Origin of the sequence: Shimia sp. MIT1388 (assembly GCF_047124445.1) — a bacterium.
GTDB lineage: Bacteria > Pseudomonadota > Alphaproteobacteria > Rhodobacterales > Rhodobacteraceae > Shimia.
This window is the reverse complement of record NZ_CP138921.1, coordinates 197718-215397: the sequence shown is the minus strand read 5'-3', so window position 1 is coordinate 215397 and position 17680 is coordinate 197718. Positions and strand designations below refer to the sequence as shown.

Here is a 17680-nt window from a genome sequence, read left to right as displayed (position 1 = left end):
AGCGCCGGATGACGTGCCGTGGCGCTATGGCGGGCGGAAGAACTCATCCTTTCACCGCCCCTGCGGTCAGGCCGGAAACAATCTGGCGTTGGAAGAAGAGGATCAGCACGAAGAGCGGCGCGACGGTGGAGACCACTGCGGCCACCGCATACATGACTTTGCCCTCGACCTGCGTGGTGCCCATAAAGCTGTTGATCGCCGGAATAATGGTCTCATTTTCCTCGCTCAGAAGCATCGCGGCGACGGTAAAGTCGTTGTAGGCCAAGAGGAAGCTGAACAGACCCGTGGTGATCACACCCGGCCACATCACCGGCACAATCACATAGCGGAACGCTTGGAACCGAGTGCAGCCGTCGACCATCGCGCTTTCATCCATGTCTTTGGGGATGTTCTTGAAAAAGCTGTGCAGCATCCAGAGCGTGAAGGGCTGATTGATGGCCACAAGCACGATGATGGTGGTGGGCAGGATGCCCCAGACGTTCCACTCGAAGAACGGTAGCAGATAGCCGGACACCAGCGTGATGTGTGGCATGGCGCGGAACACCAACGCCGCCATCAGGATCCAGAAGGCGTAGCGGAAGCCGGAGCGCGCCAAAGCATAACCGCCAAGCGTTCCGAAGGTCAGCGAAATCACCACGGTGAAAAACACCACGATGCCGGTGTTTTTGAAGTTGAACCAGAATTCTTCGTCAATCCAGGCACCACGATAGGCTTCCGCTGTAAAGGCGCTGCCGGTCTGTGCAATGGTGTTGGCGCCATAAAGCGCGTTGCGCCAGTCGGCTTTGGAGAGAAAGTCAGCCTGCACTTTGAAGCTGCCCCAGAAAGTCCAGAAGAAGGGGAAGGCTGCGATGATCAGCCAGAGCGCTACGAAGATGTAAGAGAACAGCTTCAGCGGGGTCATGCGGTTTTGTGCTTTGGTCGCCATATCTCTGTCCTCAGTGGGATTTGCGGGTGAAGTCGCGCCAGGTGCGCACAAGGACGGGCATCATCAGGAAGATCACAATGATGATGGTCAGCAGGGACGTGGCTCCGGCGGAGGCGTAGAGCGGATTGCCGCTTTCGCGTAGGTCGTTGAAGATCACCCAGCTGAGCGAGCGGGCATGGGCCTCCGCCGAAAAGCTGACGATGGGTTCAAAGACGCGCAGATTGTCCATGATCAGCATCAGCGTCACAAAGGACACCAGCGGCATCAGGTGCGGCACCACAACGTGGATCATGGTCTGCCATTTGGAGGCGCCGTCGATCTGTGCCGCCTCGAGCGTGTCATCCGGTACGGTCTGTAGACCTGCATAGAAGGTGATGAAGCTGAACGGCAGCGTGTGCCAGATGCCGTAGACGATCAGCATGATCCAGGTCAGCGCTGTAGAGGCTTTCAAGCTCAGCGAGGGATCGTTAAAGATCTTTTGAATGGTCGCGCCAATCACGCCATCCCCATCCACCATCCAAAACAGGATCAGCGACCCGACCAGTGGTGTTACAAGGAACGGCAAAAGAGAGACAAAGATCGACGGGCCTTTGAGCGCGCGTGGCAGGTTGTTCACCCCAACGGCGATGGCAAGGCCAAGGACCAGCACAGCCGGCGTGACCACAAAGGTATAAGTCAGCGTGAAGATCAGCGCGTTGTAGAATGGCAGGTTGTAAATCTGGCTCCAGAATGCTCCCAGACTGTCAGAATTCGCCCAGGCTTCGCCAATTTCCGCAATCGCCAGATGGGAGCGGTTGAAATAGGTGCCCAACCCGTTGAACCGGCCCAAAGGCGCCTCTTCGCGCAGCTTCTCGGTGGCTTCCAGATCGACGGATGTGGTGGGGGTACAGCCAAACGGGCCGCAGCTTTCGGACACCACAAGCACTTGTTCATGCGCAACAAACAGCGACTGAACAAAGACCGAAACGATGGGCAGCGCGATGAACAGGATCATCGCGGAGAGCGTCGGTAAGATGAACCAGAAAAAGGTGCGATGCTTCATAGCCTACGTCCCGGTGGAGAAAATCAGAGTGAGGATGGAGAGGCCCCGAGGGGCCCCTCAAGGGGGGAGTGTTTACTGCAGGAAGCCCGCTTCTTTGGCAGCGGTGATATAAGCCGCCTCGACATCCGCCAGCGCCTGTTCTGCGCTTTCGTCGCCTTTGAGGAAGTCTGCCAGCTCCGCGCCCAACGCGTTATGCATCAGGCCGATCTGCGGGATCATGGGGTAAGGCTTCGCGCCCGCCTTTGCTGTGGCAGAGACACCTTCGGCCGCCGCGCCAGGCGTAAAGCCATCGAGCAGCCAGACCGCGTCGTCATTGTTGGCCATGACCATCTCTTTGTTCAGCGCACTTGCCAGCGCGGCAAAGGTTGCTTCGGCCTCTTCGTCAGACACATTGGAGGCGATGGTGAAGCCATCCCACCACAGGGTCGCACCGGGTACGCCGCCTTCTTCCACCGACGGTGCGGCGGATAGAACGGTGTTGGACGTCACTTCAGCGGAGGAGCCTTCATCATCCAGGATCGGCGCGCCGCGCGACCCCCACATGATGCCCAGCGCCGCCTGCCCAGCTTCCCACAGACCTTGGGTCTCGTTGGAGGCTTGGGTCAGGTGATCTGGATGCGCATACTCCACCAGACCTTTAAGGGTTTCCAATGCTGCTACACCGGCCGCGCTGTTCACGGATGGCTCTGCGGTGCCGGGCTTAAAGAACTCGCCGCCATGCGCCATGAACGCAAGGTTGAAGGACTCGCCAACGTTCCAACCGGTCTTCATGTTCATCACAACCGGATATTCCATGATGCCGGCGTCGCGAATAGATTTGGCGGCATCGATCATTTCGGCGTAGGTGGATGGCACCTCGGCAACCCCCGCCTTCTCCAGAAGATCCTGACGCGAGAACAGGTGTTGAGAGTTCGCCATGAAGGCCACAGCCATGATGTTGCCATCGATGCTGATCAACAGGTTCTCTGGGATATTCTGTCCGTATTTTTCGACTAGATCGTTGAGCGGACGCACGAGGCCGTCGTTCATCAATTGGGTCAGGGTGGAGTTGGCCACGATCACAGAGGTATACTCTGCCGGGTTCGGTGTTAGCGCCGCGTTCATGATCTGGCGCGCTTCAGTGGTGTGGTTGCGGGTGAACTCCGCGGCGCCACTTCCGCAGTTGGCTTCTGCAGCACCTGCCACAGCGTGGATGGCTGGGAAGTCGGACGCCAGAATGCGGATCGACTGACCCTCCGGCCCGCAATCAGCAGCAAAGGCTGCGGTTCCCATGAGACCGGCAAAGGCACCGGCGGCGGTTACTTTCTTTAGAAACATAACTTTTCTCCCTGTTGCGTTTCTGTGTTTGCAGGTGCGCCTTGCAATCGCGCACCCTCTCGCCCCCGGCGTTGATCGCCGGTTGTTGGTGTGAAGCCGTCAGGCCTCAATTCTGGCGCCGGTTTCGGCGTCAAACAGATGGCAGATCTCAGCCGGCACGGACAAAGACACCGTGTCACCAATTTCTGAGCGGTAGTCTTTAGGTGCGCGCACGGCGACCAGCTCACCGCCAATGCGGACGGTGACCATGGTGGCATCACCCAAAAGTTCGAGCGTATAGATCGGAGCCGTGATTTCGTGGTGGCCTGCATCGCCCAGCCCCGCATCCTCGGCGCGGAAGCCCAAGGTCACAGGACCATCTGGGGCGGACAAACCTTCGATCCGCACGTTCTCAGCGACAAAGGTGCCGCCTTCCATGCGGCCACTCATAAGGTTCATCGCCGGGTTGCCAATGAAGCTTGCAACAAAAGTATTCGCTGGCGCGTCGTAAATCTCTGTCGGGCTACCAACCTGCTGCACCACACCCTTTTTCATCACCACAACCCGGTCCGCCAATGTCATGGCCTCGATCTGATCGTGGGTCACATAGATGGTGGTGACGGACAGTTCATGGCTCAGGTTCTTGATCTGGGCGCGGGTGGAGACGCGCAGCTTGGCGTCCAAATTGGACAGCGGCTCATCCATCAGGAACACATTGGGTTCACGCACAATCGCGCGGGCCAGCGCCACACGCTGACGTTGCCCGCCGGAGAGTTCTGCAGGTTTGCGGTGCAGGAACTCATCCAACTCGACCATCGCAGAGGCGCGGCGCACCTTTTCGTCATGTGTCGCCGGATCAATCCCCCGCACCTTCAGCGGGAAGCGGATGTTCTCATAAACATTCATATTCGGGTAGAGCGCGTAAGACTGGAACACCATCGCCACATCGCGATCTTTGGGCTCAAGATCGTTGACCTTTTTACCATCAATCAGGATGTCGCCCTCGCTGGCATCTTCCAATCCGGCAATCATGCGCATGGTTGTGGTCTTGCCGCAGCCTGAGGGGCCAAGCAGTACCAGAAACTCCTGATCCGCAATGGTCAGATCAAAATTGTCGACCCCGACAAAACTGCCCCAGCGCTTGCCTACATTGCGCAGCTGAATTTCGGCCATGTGGTCCCCCGTCCGATGTCACATGCATTTTGCATACGTATGCATAAAGGGTAGACTTAGGATTAGGAATTCGGCAAGACTTTTTTGCAAACGTATGCAAAGTGACCCAAACCATGACTGACTTCACAGAAGAAAAACGTATAATAACAGAGCTCTATAGAGAGCTGGATGCTGCCCCACCTGAGGCAGCTAAAGCGGCACTCAAACATCACTATGCGCCGAATCATTTCTGGCGCGGCTACCATCCGTTTGATGAAATCCATGGGCCCGAGGCTGTGGCGGACCGGTTCTGGACACCGCTCAAAACTTCCCTCACCCACCTGCAACGCCGCCAGGATGTCTTTATGGCGGGCAAAAATGAGATGGACGGATTTGCTTCCACATGGGTGGTGTCTATGGGACATCTGATGGGGCTATTTGATGCGCCATGGCTGGGCATCGCACCCACGGGCAAAATGGCCTTCTTGCGCTATTGCGAGTTCAACAAGGTTGAAAACGGCCAAGTGACCGAAACCGCGATGTATTTCGACATTCCGCATCTTATGATGCAAGCGGGCCTACAGCCGTTCCCGCCCCAAACCGCCGCCCATCTGGTGCAACCGGGCCCGATGACGCATGACGGCCTGATGTTCACACAGCAACCGCCTGAAACCGGTGAAAAAACCCTCGCAGCGATCAACGCAATGATCACCGACCTCGGCCAATGGAACAGCGGATTGAGCCTAGAGGACGAGCTGCGCCGAACCTGGCATGAGGACATGATCTGGTGGGGACCGGCCGGCATTGGCGCGACCTACACCATCCCGCGCTACGCCAAGCAGCATTCCGGTCCGTTCCGCGCGGGCTTCACCGATCGCTCCAAAACCACCCACATCTGCCGCATGGCCGAGGGGCATTTTGGCGGCTTTTTTGGCTGGCCAAACTTTACCGCAACGCCAACCGGCGGCTTCATGGGCATGCCCGCGACCGGCAAACCCGGTGAGTTCCGCGTGATCGACATCTACCGCCGCGACGGCGACAAGTTGGCGGAAAACTGGATCTTCATCGACCTGTTGCACTTCTGGAAACAGCAGGGCGTCGATATTCTGGCCCGCATGGCGGAGGCGCCCCGCACATGAGGATCGACGCACATCACCACCTCTGGGATCTGACCGCGGTGCATTACCCTTGGCTGATGGCGCAAGGGGTTGAACGGTTCTTTGGTGATCCGGGCCCCATTCAGCGCAACTACCTTCTGGACGAATTCACTGCTGACGCGAAGCCGCATGGCATTTCAGGGTCCGTCCACATTCAAGTGGGTGCTGAAGATCCGCTGCAAGAGGCGCTCTGGGTGCAGGAGGTGGCAGAGGCAAACCCGCATTGGCCTATGGTTCAGGTCGCGTTTTGTGACCTCACTTCGGACACGCTGGCAAGGGACCTTGATCGCTTGCAAAGCCTCTCCACTCTCCGGGGCGTGCGCCAGATTGTCGGCCGCGCACCTGGCGAAGACGCGCAAACCGGCACCAACGCTTTGCTGCAAGACCCGCGGTTTCTGGCAGGCTTGAAAGAGATTTCGCGGCGTGGCTTGCGCTTCGATTTGCAATTGATCCCGGAGCTTATGAAGGACACCGCCCATGTGTTGGCGCAAGTGCCCGACCTACAGGTTGCGCTCTGCCATGCCGGGTCTCCCCATGACCGCAGCGCCAAAGGCTTGGAAGCTTGGGCGAAAAAGTTGGAACTTCTTTCCGTCCTGCCCAACGTATCCTGCAAGCTCTCGGGCCTTGGCATGTTTGACCATCAGTGGACGCAGCAAAGCATCGTGCCAATTGTGAAAACCTGCTTGGATCAGTTTGGCCAGGACCGCGTGATGTTTGGCTCAAACTTCCCGGTCGACAGCCTCTATTCCGACTATGGCACGCTGTTCGCGGCCATGGAGACGCTGGTCCCCAACGATTGGCACGCCGCCGTGTTTGGGGACAACGCCGCACGGTTTTATGAGCTAAAAGCATGATCCCTCAGGCACGTCTCGCATAGCATCAAAAGGACATCCAAGGCGCCCTCTGTGCCGTAATCGAATAAACGGAGGGTCGATATGAAGTTCCTAACTGCTTTGATAATAACGCTGTCCACGGCGGGGCCCGCCTTCGCCTTGGATTTGTCTGCCAAGTTTGACTCGATGGATGGCGGCACGCTTGCGGTCTCCGATTGGGCAGGCCAGCCGGTATTGGTGGTGAACACCGCCTCGCAATGCGCTTTCACGAAGCAATACCGCGGACTACAGGACCTCTATGACACTTACCGTGATCAAGGCTTGGTGGTGCTCGCGGTGCCCTCAGATGATTTCAAACAGGAGCTGGGCACAAACGCAGAGGTAAAAGAGTTTTGCGAACTGCAATATGGCATCGACATGCCGATGACGGGGATTACCTCGGTGAAAGGCAAAACCGCGCATCCCCTATTTGTGTCGCTGCGTGAGGAAGTCGGCTACGTGCCGCGCTGGAATTTCAGCAAGGTCCTGATTGGCCCTGACGGCGGAGTGGTTGCGAAGTTTTCTTCCCAGACCAAACCGATGTCCAAAGCGGTGACCTCGCAAATCGAAGCCCTTTTGAACTGAGCGCAGGTTTCTACTTATGACTATCCAAGTACCCGCGCAGGCGTCCGGGCGTCTTATTCTTGTGTTGGGCGATCAACTGTCCCTGTCACTCTCCGTACTACGCGACGCCAACAAAGACCGCGATGTGATCCTGATGGCGGAGGTGGCTGAGGAAGCCAGCTATGTCCCCCACCACAAAAAGAAAATCGCCTTTCTGTTTTCGGCCATGCGGCATCACGCTGATTTGCTGCGACGAGAGGGATGGTCTGTCCGCTATGTCCATTTGGACGATAGCGACAACAAGGGCACCCTGCCCGATCAGTTGAGCCATGAGCTGGGCACGTTGGGCCTCTCACAAGTCGTGATGACAGAACCGGGAGAGTATCGCCTCAAGCAGGCCATCTGCGATTGGGCCGCGCAAAATGGGGTCGCTTTGGACATGCGAGAGGACACGCGGTTTGTGTGCTCCCACGCGGAATTTCAGACCTGGGCGCAGGGGCGCAAGCAGCTGCGTATGGAGTATTTTTACCGCGAGATGCGGCGCAAAACCGGGCTTCTGATGAACGGGGACGCGCCGGAAGGCGGCAAATGGAACTATGACGCGGAGAACCGAAAGCCGGCTCAAGGCGACCTGTTCATGCCGCAGCCTCGGCACGTGTCCCGCGACGCGATCACCGAAGACGTTTTGGCACTGGTCGAAACCCGCTTTACCAAGAATTTCGGATCGCTTGACCCGTTCTGGCTGGCGGTCACGCGAGAAGACGCGATTATGGCGCTGGAACACTTTGTGCAAACCGCCCTGCCCCACTTTGGCGACTACCAGGACGCCATGCTCACCGAGGAACCGTTCCTCTATCACTCAGTTTTGGCACAATACCTGAACGCCGGACTGCTGGACCCGTTGGAAATCTGCCGACGTGTAGAGCGCGCCTATTACGATGGTGATGCGCCCCTCAACGCGGTTGAGGGCTACATACGCCAAATAATCGGCTGGCGTGAATATGTGCGCGGCATCTACTGGCTGAAGATGCCGGACTACACAAACGCCAACCAATTCGACGCAAAACGCCCTTTGCCCACCTTCTACTGGACCGCGCAGACGGACATGGCCTGCATGGCCGCCGCAATCTCCCAGACCCGCGATCACGCTTACGCGCATCACATCCAAAGACTCATGGTCACCGGCAACTTTGCCATGCTGGCGGGCATTGATCCGCTTGAGGTGCATGAGTGGTATTTGGCGGTCTATGCCGATGCATATGAATGGGTCGAAGCGCCCAATGTGATTGGCATGAGCCAGTTTGCCGATGGCGGCCTACTGGCCTCCAAGCCCTATGCGGCCAGCGGCAACTACATCAACAAGATGTCAGATCACTGCCAGACCTGCCGTTATGACGTGAAGCAAAAAACCGGCCCGGATGCGTGCCCCTTCAACCCACTCTACTGGGATTTTTTACTTCGTAACGAAGACAAGCTGCGCGGCAACCCACGCCTTGGACATGCCTATCGCACATGGGACCGCATGAGCGAGGAAAAGCAACACGCCTATCGCACCAGTGCAGCTGCGGTGCTTGATGCTTTGGCTTAGCCCCCACGCTTGCAGCGCTCTGAGCAATAGCGCACCTCGTCCCACACTTTGGCCCACTTCTTACGCCAGTTGAAAGGCCGCTGACAGCGGGCGCAGATCTTGCTCGGCAGATCAGATTTCTTGCGCATCTTCATTGGTCGATCCTATTAAAGCGGCAAATCAAGCTGTTTTGACGTCGCTTCTTCGCGCGAACGCCTGCGTGGGGTTTTCCGACTGGCGTGTTTTGCCACAATCCCCTGCGCCTCCCGGCGAAACGCGTCCCCTTTACGCACAGCCCAAATACGCTCGCGCGCGTCGCGTGCTGTGCTTAGGTGATCCACGATGGGTATGGGATAAGCCCTTCCCAGCACTGCACCCGCGTTCTCCGCGTTCCATGGCTCTTGCAAAAAGCGATCGTCGATCTTGGCCAGCTCGGGCACCCAACGCCGGGTGAATGCCCCGGTCGGGTCCTGATCCATGCCCTGCTTCACCGGATTGTAGATGCGCACCGTGTTGATGCCTGTGGTTCCAGATTGCATCTGCACCTGGCTCCAATGAATGCCCGGCTCATAGTCCGTGAACAGACGGGCCAGTTCCAACCCCGGCGGCCGCCAATGCAGCCACAGGTGATAGCTCGCCACCGCCATCACCATGGCGCGCATCCGAAAGTTCAACCAGCCCGTCACATGCAAAGACCGCATGCACGCATCGACAAACGGCAAACCTGTTTCGCCGCGTGCCCAAGCCGCCAACCGCTCTGCATCTGGGGCGGAGGGCCGAATGCCGTCATAGCCGCGATGCAAGTTCTCAAACTCAATGCGCGGCGCGACCTCAAGTTTTTGAATGAAGTGACAATGCCAATGCAGCCGGCCGGAAAAGGACGACAAGGCGCCGCCCCAGCCGTCCCGCGCGCCCCGCAGTTTTACCTCCCGTTGTCGCGCCCATGTGGCTTGGGTAACCTCCCGCATCGACAAGCTCCCCCACGCCAAATGCGGTGACAGCCGGGAACACGCACCTGCAGCGGCCAAAGGCGAAGACATGGCCCGACGATAGGTCCGACCGCGCGCCGTCAAGAACGACGACATGACTTCCTCCGCCGCAGCCCGTCCTCCCACTTGTCGCTCTCGCGCCCCATCGGGCACCAAATTAAGGTCCCTGGCGCTGGGAATAGGGCCAGGAGATACGCCGGTTGGTTTCAGAGCAGGCGCATTGACAATCGGCTCCGCCATAAACCGATCCCACTGGGTCGCCCACCCATTGCGCGAGGCCATCCGCCGTAGCACCCCGTGTTGCGGGATCTCGTGCCACGGCACATCTTTGGCGCGACACCACGCGCCGACCCGCTTATCTCGGGCATAGGTCCATCCGTTGCCGGTTTCTTCATGCGACCAAAGACCATGCACACCTACGGCTTTGCGCAAGTCGTCCAACACATCCAGCACGTCCCCAACCCGCACAATCAGTAGCTGCCCTAGGTCCGCAAGATCCTCTCGCAAACTCACAAGGGCCTCACGGGCAAAGTCCCAGTGCCGACAGGACACATCGTCCAGCTGCCAATAGGCAGGTTCCACCACAAACAACGGTACCACGGGCCCACGCTGTGCCGCATAGGTCAACGCCCGATGATCCTGCACACGCAGGTCCCGTTTGAACCAGACGATTTGCACGTTAGTCTCCTCAGCCCTTTTTTGTGGATACGAAACCCAAGGGCTGGAGGACGACATCTGCCCAATCAAAAATGATCCTGCCCAAGCGCCACCGCGTAACTGAAACATTGCCAAACAAAGAGGTTCTAAGATGTTTCGCCCCATGCACCTGACGCTCGCCGCACTCACCCTCTACCTGCTGTCCACAGCCGGGCATGCCGATCTCAGTGTTCGATTTATTGAAGGCGCCCCCAAAGATCGCTTTGAAATCAAGAACGTCGGCGCCTGTGCGGTGACGGCCAGCACCCTCACGCTGGACCTCACGACCTCCCAAGGCGCGCTCATTTTTGATGTCACTGGCAGCGGCGCCGGTGTGGAGGTCTTCCAACCCTTTGAGGTCATTGCCGGCCGCGAGGCCCTGACCACACTGCCAACCATCTTGGATGGCCAAAACTCAGTCGACTTGCCGATTTCAACACTTGGTTCAGGAGAAAGCATCACCTTTACCGTTGACGTTGACGATACCCTCGGCGCGCGTGAAATCACTGTGACCGGTGCCGAAATCTCCGGTGCCACGGTGAAACTCGTCGGCGCCGAGCCCCCCCAAATGACGCGGTTTGACACAAAAGCAAAGGCGCTAGTGACAGGCCTGACGTGCTAAGAAAACCACGGGCATCCGACACAGGAACAGATCACCAGTGACAAAATGGACCATCCGCATCACCTTTCTGATCTTAGTCATGGGGGGCGGCATTCTGATAGGCACCTTGACCGCGCCAGGGGCGTGGTACGCGGCTCTGAACAAGCCCGCTTTTAATCCTCCCAACTGGATATTTGCGCCGGTTTGGACAACATTATATGTGCTCATCGCAATGATAGGATGGCGCCAATTTGAAGCCCGCGACCACGGCTCTCTGTTGACCCTATGGTGGGCGCAGCTAATCCTGAACTTCCTCTGGTCTCCGGCTTTCTTCATGTTGCAAATGCCTTGGCTAGCGCTTGTGGTGATTGGCGCGCTTTGGGCCACGATTGTGCTGTTCATTCTCGGCACTTGGCGATGGGATCGACCCTCTGCGGTCGCGTTCATTCCCTATTTGGCGTGGGTGAGTTTCGCGACGGTCCTAAACGTGTCGATTGCCGTGTTGAACTGAAGGAGGCTCACCCAATGAAATGGCGCCCCGTGATCGCAACTGGCTTGTTCGTCGCACTTGGCATCGGAGCGGCTAAGGCTGAAGACATGTTTGAAACCTTCGACACCAATCCGTCTACACGCTGGACATATTTTGCCGACACCGTCATGGGGGGCGTGTCCACTGGCAACGCCACATTTGAGCGCGAAGCCGCGAGCAGCTTTGTCCGGCTGTCGGGCGAAGTGAGCACCGACAACAACGGCGGTTTCATCCAAGTGCGCCGCACACTGTCAGACCGATTGGCCGACAATACCAAAGGTGTGCGCCTAAAAGTGCGCGGCAACAGTGGGACGTATTTTTTGCACCTGCGTACCAAAGGCACACGGTTGCCTTGGCAATACTACCAGGCGCAGTTCGCCACTTCCCCGGATTGGACCGACGTTCAACTGCTCTTCAACGACTTCAAACCTTCCGGCAGTTTCCTCCGAAAGACCCCTCGGGCGGACACCGTCACCTCTATTGCGATTGTGGCTTATGGGAGAGATCACACTGCCCTAGTCGATGTCAGTGAAGTGGACTGGTTTTAGGCGCGGACTGTGCGATTACAGAGACGTCGCAATCCGCGACTGTTCAACCACTGATACATCTCTTTAAATCCTACCACAGGCGTTTTGCATCGCGGTCGTTTTTGTGATCGTCATACTAACTGGAATACCTAGGGGAGCAATTCAAAGCGGGCGAAACCAACGTAACAACCCCATGACTGCCCGCTAAACTCGCCAGCTTTATCTTCAAAACCGCGTCGAACCGCAACATGACATGCACGTCGGATGAGATTTCAGAACTCGAATTTCAGACGTCAGTTTCCACATTGGGCTGCATGACCGCTTTGAGCCACTGGTGCAACTACGGAAAGTCCCGCATTTGTGCAACATTGCTGACCTGATGCTTAACCCAGCGAAAGAGGCGGTCGTTCTGCCTTGTGAACAGCTGCTTCGCCTTCCCAATACCAACATTCGCAGTTGCAGAGAGAGTCCGCTTTCCGCCCGAAGTGCTGGAGCTTCTTGGCCGCTTAGGGCTGAGATCTACCTTAAGCCCTGACTTTTCTCGACGTCCGTTGTTGGTTGTCGCGTAACTCCGCAAAGTTCACATCTTTGCGTAAAGCTGCTGCGAGAACCAAAATAGGATTATTTTCGCTTCCGGCGAACTCACGTCCGCAAGAAAAGGGGGCGTCATCCTATCCATCACGCCCCAGTCAATTCCGACAAAATCCTGTCGAATAACGCGACTTTCTGTTCGTCAGAAAGGACTTGTGGAGCAGAGGTCTTGACCGCTCCGATTTCCTCAAAAAGTTCGGAACGTTATTCGTCGCCAATTGTTCCGTAATGCCGTTGTGTGGTTGTCTCGCTGTCATGGCCCATGTTTTGCGACCACGCGCGGCGCTGGCGCTCAGTCAGGGGCCTGCGGTCTCGTTCTGCCGCGACGGTATCCTTTACAGAGTGGGGATTGTAATTTTCTACAATGTCACGACAGGCGAGCGCAAATGCCTTTGAAACTGCGTCTTTGGATGCCATGGGCTCAATTGGGGCTCGACAAGGATCTTTGAGGTTCTTGCGGTGTTGAAGCACTCGAAGGTTAGGGAAGAGCGCGTCCTGCCCAGACAAGCCCTTTGAAGCCAGTACATCAATCCAGTCTTCTATCGCGTCTGCAAAACTGTCCGATATCGGAAACCAGTCAATCTTAAGGCTCTTGCCGTTTTTGGCTCGCGATACACTCGCGTCCTGTAAGATCTTTTTGTTTACCGCATCAAAATGGCAGATGCGCAATGAGGTAATCGTGTCCGCCCGCAACGCGCCGAGATAAGCAATGGCCACCATGGCTCGGGCCCGATTGTCCGCAAGTTTCTCAGAGGGCATACCCAGTAAGAGCTTTTCAGCCACTTCAATGCTAGGATAAGCTTTTTCCTCGGAGGCGAGAGCTTTCGCATAAACGGCCTTAGGCATTTTCATGTAGTTTGGCAAATCTTTAGGCAGGCGCTTAAAGCCATCCTGCTTAATCAACCACTCCAGAAAAGCCATGATCTGCGAAGCCTGATGCGACACAGTCGATCTCGATTTCCGCGCTTCACCTTGTGCCGAAATGGCGTCTTTGAGCGCGCTGCGTACCAGATCCACATCGCGAATTGTAAGTTTCTCGAAAGGTTTTCCATCGAGTACGTCTTCAAAAAAACGAATGGCAGCCAGATGTTGATCGATAGTTTGCTCGACAAGATGGCCTGCGTGAAACTGCCATTGGTACAAAGTGCGATCATTCTCAACATACCAGTGTTGATCAAGTTTTTGCTTGGAAATCCCAATACCACCGTTATCTGCCCTCATTCCTTCGTGTAATGAGCCTACGGTGGTATTGGGATCACGAAGCCGCTCAAAAATCACAAAATCGGCCTCACAAACGAACTTGCGAATGTGGCCTCCACACTCCAAACAAGTTCCCATACCCATTGCAGCGCCATTCTTAGCTGGCCCGATCTGCAAAGTTGCCACGTCCGGGAAGACGGCCGACTTGCATACACCGCATTTAAACTCACCAGGAAGAAGTGTTGTCTTTGCGCGTTCTTGGCGGGTTCTCAAAAACTGCATCACCTGCCCGCCACGAAACAGATATGGGCGCTTGCCGTCAGAGGCGATAAGTCCACCATTCACCCAATTGGAAATCGTGTTTGAGCACACACCAAAAATGCGCTGAAGATCCGCACCGGAATAGACGCGATTTTTCTTTAGCTTGTTGCCTTTGTAGGATCTGCTCATAGCGCGCCGCCAATCGCGCCGCGCCCAGCGCATGAGGAGCCCCTTGTTCTAACGCGGCTTTGCATTAGCCTTCCGAGCTTTGATTGGGGTCAACGCGGTTCGCCTCAAGCCAATCGTTCAGATCAGATCCGCGATAAACTACCTTACGCCCAATCTTGTAGTATGCAGGCCCCGTGTTTTTGTGCCTCCATTGCGCGAGCTTTTCGCGAGGCCCAAACAAATCGAGCTCAGGATCTCCCAGCACATAGTTGCGGTCGCTTTCAAACAGTTTTGGCACGACTGACTTTCCTTTCGTCGTATTGAGTTACGACGAATCAAGTGAGCCAGAATCTGAACGAAAAGTAGTATCCGATCTGCAGATCGGACACGTTAACACATTGATTTTAAATGAAAGAAAATTGCTCATCTTCCAGCATATACGGCTTGCGTGTCTGTTTGGGGAACCCCTGGCTCAAGCCTAAGCGGAATTTTTCAGCCACATCTAACACCTCTAGGCCCTTTCCTGGATTATCTTCGCAGTAGTCCATAGCCATACCCAGATGAACAACCCCACGATACGTCATCCAAGTCCTACTCAGAACATCTTTGTCCCGTGCCCCTTGGATACCTTCTTGTTTGGCAATTGTGCGAACCTGCTCCAGTATGCCACCTGCAACATGAAGGCCCTTAAACTCTTGCCACTGAATGGAGTCCCACACCAGCTTTCCAACATGTTCTGCGATATTGAGCCTTCGCTCATTCCGGGTATTGTACCGGTGAGCGATTTCTGAAAATTCATGGGCGGCTTGTTGTCTCTCAATAGATGTTTCCGCGACCCAATGCACGAACTCCGGCGCGTTCTTCCCTGCTTTAATTGGGAAGTTTTCCAAACCTAAACTTACCACCTCGTGCCTCATCACATTAATTGCGCGAAGCCTTTCTTCGTTGGTGTTTTCGCTCAATGCTATCCGGAACAGCTCAAGGCAGTTCAGTTCTGGTTCACTAATGTGTATCGTTTCCATGCTCGATCTTCTTATTTGCATCGGGATGTTACGTATTGAGACCACATTTGCATTAACGTCCGGCGCTTCTCCAAGAGATCGGAACGTGCATAAGCCCGTTCAACTTCTGAGCCTACTGAATGCGCGAGGCTCTTTTCGGCCACTTCTCTCGGCGCATTGGCTTCCTCTGCTGCCCAGTCGCGGAATGTGGACCGAAACCCATGCACGGTTACACCCTCGACCTTCATGCGACGCAAAAGCATGAGCATCGACATATTAGAAAGCGGGTGATGGCGTTTCTGCCCCTCAAATACAAATTCGGATTGATTGACCATTAGCGGTTCTATGATGGCCAGGGTCTCAACTGTCAGCGGGACGCGGTGTTCCTCTCCTGTTTTCATCCGCTCTGCGGGGCAGATCCAAAGGCGCTGTTCAAAATCCAACTCAGCCCACCGTAGCCCCAAAACTTCACCGGTTCTTGATCCTGTTAGGCAAGTAAACATTAAGGCCCTGGCAGACATGGCATTCTTGGTCTTTAGAATGGCATAGAAGTCAGGCACGTCTTGCCAGCGCATTGCCATATGGTGCTTTGGTTTAGCTTTCACCTTAGGCAATACTTGCGCATCCTTGATGGCAGTCACGGGGTTCTCACCAGACCGAAACCCTCTCGACTTTGCCACATCCAACACGATCTTTATGCGCTGCGACAAGCGTCGTGCCGTTTCATGCTTGGCGGTCCAAATCGGTGAAAGGCACATCATCACTTCGGGCTGATCAATGCTGTCGACAGGCATGCGCCCAATTTTTGGAAAGGCATAGTCGCGTAGCGTGTTAATCCACTGCGCCCCGTGTTTGGCGTTCTTCCAGGTCGGCATGCGATCAATATGGACCTGCTGCGCCACCTCTTCAAAAGTCGGCACTTCCTGTCGTTCATTGAAACGTGGGTTAAGCCCCTGTTTCGCCATGCGTCGATACTCCAACGCGCGCTCTCGTGCTTGGTTCAGCGTGACAATTTCCGCGCCACCCAATCCAAAGTCAGTCCTAAGTGGTGCTCCCTTCTTATTCTTTTGCCCTTTGACCACCACCCGTACGATCCAGCGTCTCGCGCCCGAAGGGTCAACGACCAGGTACAAGCCGTTGCCATCGCCATGCCGCCCAGCGCCGAGATTCTCGACCAGCTTTTTCGTCAACTTTCCTGAAAGTGCCATTCAACATACCACATTTCATACCACAGAAGGAAACGATACGGATATCATCGAAAGAAATCCAACAAAAATGGCAAAGACACTTAAACCCAAAGAAACAAATAATAAGTGCGAGCCAAAGTGGCCCATTCAACTCTAGACAAATTGCAAGATGGCGGAGGAGGTGGGATTCGAACCCACGGAGGGCGTTAACCCTCGTCGGTTTTCAAGACCGGTGCATTCGACCACTCTGCCACTCCTCCGACACGCCATCCCTACTGCCACTCTTGGCGCGGTTCAAGCGGAAAGAGCGGCGGATTTCCGACACTTTCTGTTGCCCGCACTTTCCTTAAAACCCAACGCGGGTTACACTCCGTGCAATTGACCGCTGCTGCGCCCCTTGCGGGACAGGGAACAGCGGCATTTGGTGCGACAGAATACGAGCAGGCAAAGGGCACATAATGACCTTATTTTCAGGCGCAAACTTTCAATTTCCGCGCCGCACGGCGCCAGCCGTTTTGGTTCTTTGTGGCGTCGCGCTCGCAGGCTGCACCGATGGCGAAGACTTCAACTTTTTGAACAAAACGCCCACCACCGAGGCCGCTGCGCCGGTGGCAGGCCAAACCACCAAACTGGTGGAACGTGATGTCGAAGCCCCCGAGGTCTTCTCCACGTCCGAGTCTGGCCTCTGGGATGGCCGCCCTTCCTTGGGGGGCGTATGGGCCGCCCACCCGGACGTTGGCGATCCGGAACGGGTCATCATCCGCAACCAGGCCAACGGCAAATTTGTGATCGGTGCCCTGTTCCGCCGCGAGCGTGACATCCCCGGCCCGCGCATTCAGGTCTCCTCTGATGCAGCAGCCGCACTTGGCATGTTGGCCGGTGCACCTGTGGAACTGAACATCACTGCCCTACGCCGCGAAGAAGTGGCCGAAGAGGCCCCTGCTGATCCAGAAGCCACCGCCGAGGTTGCTGAAACGGCAGAGGTTGAAGAAGCCCCATTGGAGCCAATCGCGGCTGCAACCGCCGCCATTGCCGCGGCCGAAGCCAAACAGGCCACCCCTGCCTCGGCACCGGCTGCACAATCCGAAGTGGCGCCCAAGCCGGCCTCTTCGTCGCTGTCCAAACCCTACGTGCAGATCGGTATCTTCTCGGTGCAGTCCAACGCAAATGGCGCAGTCGCTCAAATGAAGAATGCCGGCCTACCCGCGCTGACCAAGAAAACCACCTCGGGTGACAAAACCTTCTACCGCGTGCTTGTGGGCCCCGCGTCGAGCAAGTCCGAATTGAAATCCATGACCAAGAAAGTGCACGGCATTGGCTTTACCGACGCCTATGCCGTGACCAACTGACGGAGG

18 protein-coding genes and 1 tRNA gene are annotated in these 17680 nt (G+C 56.2%); 8 read left to right on the top strand and 11 right to left on the bottom strand.

Going from position 1 to position 17680, the window contains the following annotated elements:
• Positions 1-43 precede the first annotated feature (43 nt).
• The 4 genes from SIB92_RS01000 to SIB92_RS00985 all read right to left on the bottom strand — a co-directional run bounded on the left by SIB92_RS01000 (position 44) and on the right by SIB92_RS00985 (position 4436).
• Positions 44-925 (bottom strand): carbohydrate ABC transporter permease, encoded by an 882-nt coding sequence (locus tag SIB92_RS01000; protein WP_412554062.1) that lies wholly within the window; start codon positions 923-925, stop codon positions 44-46.
• Positions 926-935: 10 nt separating this feature from the next.
• Positions 936-1967 carry a carbohydrate ABC transporter permease gene (locus SIB92_RS00995; protein WP_412554061.1) on the bottom strand — a complete coding sequence of 344 codons (1032 nt, stop codon included), beginning with the start codon at positions 1965-1967 and terminating at the stop codon, positions 936-938.
• A gap of 72 nt (positions 1968-2039) precedes the next feature.
• Entirely contained in the window at positions 2040-3284 is a 1245-nt protein-coding gene (locus SIB92_RS00990) for an ABC transporter substrate-binding protein (RefSeq protein ID WP_412554060.1), read from the bottom strand.
• A gap of 99 nt (positions 3285-3383) precedes the next feature.
• Positions 3384-4436, bottom strand: coding sequence for an ABC transporter ATP-binding protein (locus tag SIB92_RS00985; RefSeq protein WP_412554059.1), 1053 nt, complete (start codon positions 4434-4436; stop codon positions 3384-3386).
• Positions 4437-4549: 113 nt separating this feature from the next.
• On the opposite strand from SIB92_RS00985, the gene SIB92_RS00980 reads away from it, so the two are divergent.
• The 4 genes from SIB92_RS00980 (at position 4550) to SIB92_RS00965 (ending at position 8596) form a co-directional block, all read left to right on the top strand.
• A complete protein-coding gene (locus tag SIB92_RS00980; RefSeq protein ID WP_412554058.1) occupies positions 4550-5554 on the top strand; it encodes an ester cyclase in 1005 nt (334 codons plus the stop codon).
• Positions 5551-6426 (top strand): amidohydrolase family protein, encoded by an 876-nt coding sequence (locus SIB92_RS00975; protein WP_412554057.1) that lies wholly within the window; start codon positions 5551-5553, stop codon positions 6424-6426. The genes SIB92_RS00980 and SIB92_RS00975 overlap by 4 nt, the downstream gene beginning before the upstream one ends.
• Before the next feature lie 81 nt (positions 6427-6507).
• Complete coding sequence (locus SIB92_RS00970) at positions 6508-7029, top strand: glutathione peroxidase (RefSeq protein ID WP_412554056.1); 522 nt, start codon at positions 6508-6510, stop codon at positions 7027-7029.
• Positions 7030-7045: 16 nt separating this feature from the next.
• Complete coding sequence (locus SIB92_RS00965; protein WP_412554055.1) at positions 7046-8596, top strand: cryptochrome/photolyase family protein; 1551 nt, start codon at positions 7046-7048, stop codon at positions 8594-8596.
• Here SIB92_RS00965 and SIB92_RS00960 read toward each other — a convergent pair.
• Positions 8593-8730, bottom strand: a complete 138-nt coding sequence (locus SIB92_RS00960; RefSeq protein WP_412554054.1) for a DUF2256 domain-containing protein — start codon at positions 8728-8730, stop codon at positions 8593-8595. The genes SIB92_RS00965 and SIB92_RS00960 overlap by 4 nt on opposite strands.
• A 12-nt stretch (positions 8731-8742) precedes the next feature.
• Positions 8743-10242, bottom strand: coding sequence for an FAD-binding domain-containing protein (locus SIB92_RS00955; protein ID WP_412554053.1), 1500 nt, complete (start codon positions 10240-10242; stop codon positions 8743-8745).
• Positions 10243-10384: 142 nt separating this feature from the next.
• Between SIB92_RS00955 and SIB92_RS00950 the strand changes: the two genes are divergently transcribed.
• From SIB92_RS00950 to SIB92_RS00940, 3 genes are read left to right on the top strand one after another with little or no spacing between them, the layout of a single operon-like run.
• Positions 10385-10882 (top strand): aggregation factor core, encoded by a 498-nt coding sequence (locus SIB92_RS00950; protein WP_412554052.1) that lies wholly within the window; start codon positions 10385-10387, stop codon positions 10880-10882.
• Positions 10883-10919: 37 nt separating this feature from the next.
• On the top strand, positions 10920-11372 hold the full coding sequence (locus SIB92_RS00945; RefSeq protein WP_412554051.1) for a TspO/MBR family protein: 453 nt from the start codon (positions 10920-10922) through the stop codon (positions 11370-11372).
• A 14-nt stretch (positions 11373-11386) separates the two neighbouring features.
• Positions 11387-11938, top strand: a complete 552-nt coding sequence (locus SIB92_RS00940) for a CIA30 family protein (protein WP_412554050.1) — start codon at positions 11387-11389, stop codon at positions 11936-11938.
• A gap of 774 nt (positions 11939-12712) precedes the next feature.
• Here the strand turns inward: SIB92_RS00940 and SIB92_RS00935 are convergent.
• The 5 genes from SIB92_RS00935 to SIB92_RS00915 all read right to left on the bottom strand — a co-directional run bounded on the left by SIB92_RS00935 (position 12713) and on the right by SIB92_RS00915 (position 16585).
• A complete protein-coding gene (locus tag SIB92_RS00935; protein ID WP_412554049.1) occupies positions 12713-14158 on the bottom strand; it encodes a tyrosine-type recombinase/integrase in 1446 nt (481 codons plus the stop codon).
• Between the two features lie 64 nt (positions 14159-14222).
• Positions 14223-14402, bottom strand: coding sequence for a helix-turn-helix transcriptional regulator (locus SIB92_RS00930; RefSeq protein WP_412555779.1), 180 nt, complete (start codon positions 14400-14402; stop codon positions 14223-14225).
• A 139-nt stretch (positions 14403-14541) separates the two neighbouring features.
• Positions 14542-15159: a hypothetical protein gene (locus SIB92_RS00925; protein WP_412554048.1), complete on the bottom strand. Its 618-nt coding sequence runs from the start codon at positions 15157-15159 to the stop codon at positions 14542-14544.
• A gap of 11 nt (positions 15160-15170) precedes the next feature.
• Positions 15171-16346, bottom strand: a complete 1176-nt coding sequence (locus tag SIB92_RS00920) for a tyrosine-type recombinase/integrase (protein ID WP_412554047.1) — start codon at positions 16344-16346, stop codon at positions 15171-15173.
• Between the two features lie 149 nt (positions 16347-16495).
• Positions 16496-16585, bottom strand: a tRNA-Ser gene (locus SIB92_RS00915).
• A gap of 198 nt (positions 16586-16783) precedes the next feature.
• Between SIB92_RS00915 and SIB92_RS00910 the strand changes: the two genes are divergently transcribed.
• Complete coding sequence (locus SIB92_RS00910) at positions 16784-17674, top strand: SPOR domain-containing protein (RefSeq protein ID WP_412554046.1); 891 nt, start codon at positions 16784-16786, stop codon at positions 17672-17674.
• The last annotated feature ends 6 nt before the right edge of the window (positions 17675-17680 follow it).

Bases quoted from the DNA above. Each gene is read 5' to 3' on its own strand.
- SIB92_RS00960 (WP_412554054.1), bottom strand. From the start codon at position 8,730: ATGAAGATGCGCAAGAAATCTGATCTGCCGAGCAAGATCTGCGCCCGC.
- SIB92_RS00925 (WP_412554048.1), bottom strand. From the start codon at position 15,159: ATGGAAACGATACACATTAGTGAACCAGAACTGAACTGCCTTGAGCTG.
- SIB92_RS00970 (WP_412554056.1), top strand. From the start codon at position 6,508: ATGAAGTTCCTAACTGCTTTGATAATAACGCTGTCCACGGCGGGGCCC.
- SIB92_RS00965 (WP_412554055.1), top strand. From the start codon at position 7,046: ATGACTATCCAAGTACCCGCGCAGGCGTCCGGGCGTCTTATTCTTGTG.
- SIB92_RS00920 (WP_412554047.1), bottom strand. From the start codon at position 16,346: ATGGCACTTTCAGGAAAGTTGACGAAAAAGCTGGTCGAGAATCTCGGC.
- SIB92_RS01000 (WP_412554062.1), bottom strand. From the start codon at position 925: ATGGCGACCAAAGCACAAAACCGCATGACCCCGCTGAAGCTGTTCTCT.
- SIB92_RS00985 (WP_412554059.1), bottom strand. From the start codon at position 4,436: ATGGCCGAAATTCAGCTGCGCAATGTAGGCAAGCGCTGGGGCAGTTTT.
- SIB92_RS00950 (WP_412554052.1), top strand. From the start codon at position 10,385: ATGCACCTGACGCTCGCCGCACTCACCCTCTACCTGCTGTCCACAGCC.
- SIB92_RS00910 (WP_412554046.1), top strand. From the start codon at position 16,784: ATGACCTTATTTTCAGGCGCAAACTTTCAATTTCCGCGCCGCACGGCG.
- SIB92_RS00975 (WP_412554057.1), top strand. From the start codon at position 5,551: ATGAGGATCGACGCACATCACCACCTCTGGGATCTGACCGCGGTGCAT.
- SIB92_RS00935 (WP_412554049.1), bottom strand. From the start codon at position 14,158: ATGAGCAGATCCTACAAAGGCAACAAGCTAAAGAAAAATCGCGTCTAT.
- SIB92_RS00995 (WP_412554061.1), bottom strand. From the start codon at position 1,967: ATGAAGCATCGCACCTTTTTCTGGTTCATCTTACCGACGCTCTCCGCG.
- SIB92_RS00940 (WP_412554050.1), top strand. From the start codon at position 11,387: ATGAAATGGCGCCCCGTGATCGCAACTGGCTTGTTCGTCGCACTTGGC.
- SIB92_RS00980 (WP_412554058.1), top strand. From the start codon at position 4,550: ATGACTGACTTCACAGAAGAAAAACGTATAATAACAGAGCTCTATAGA.
- SIB92_RS00990 (WP_412554060.1), bottom strand. From the start codon at position 3,284: ATGTTTCTAAAGAAAGTAACCGCCGCCGGTGCCTTTGCCGGTCTCATG.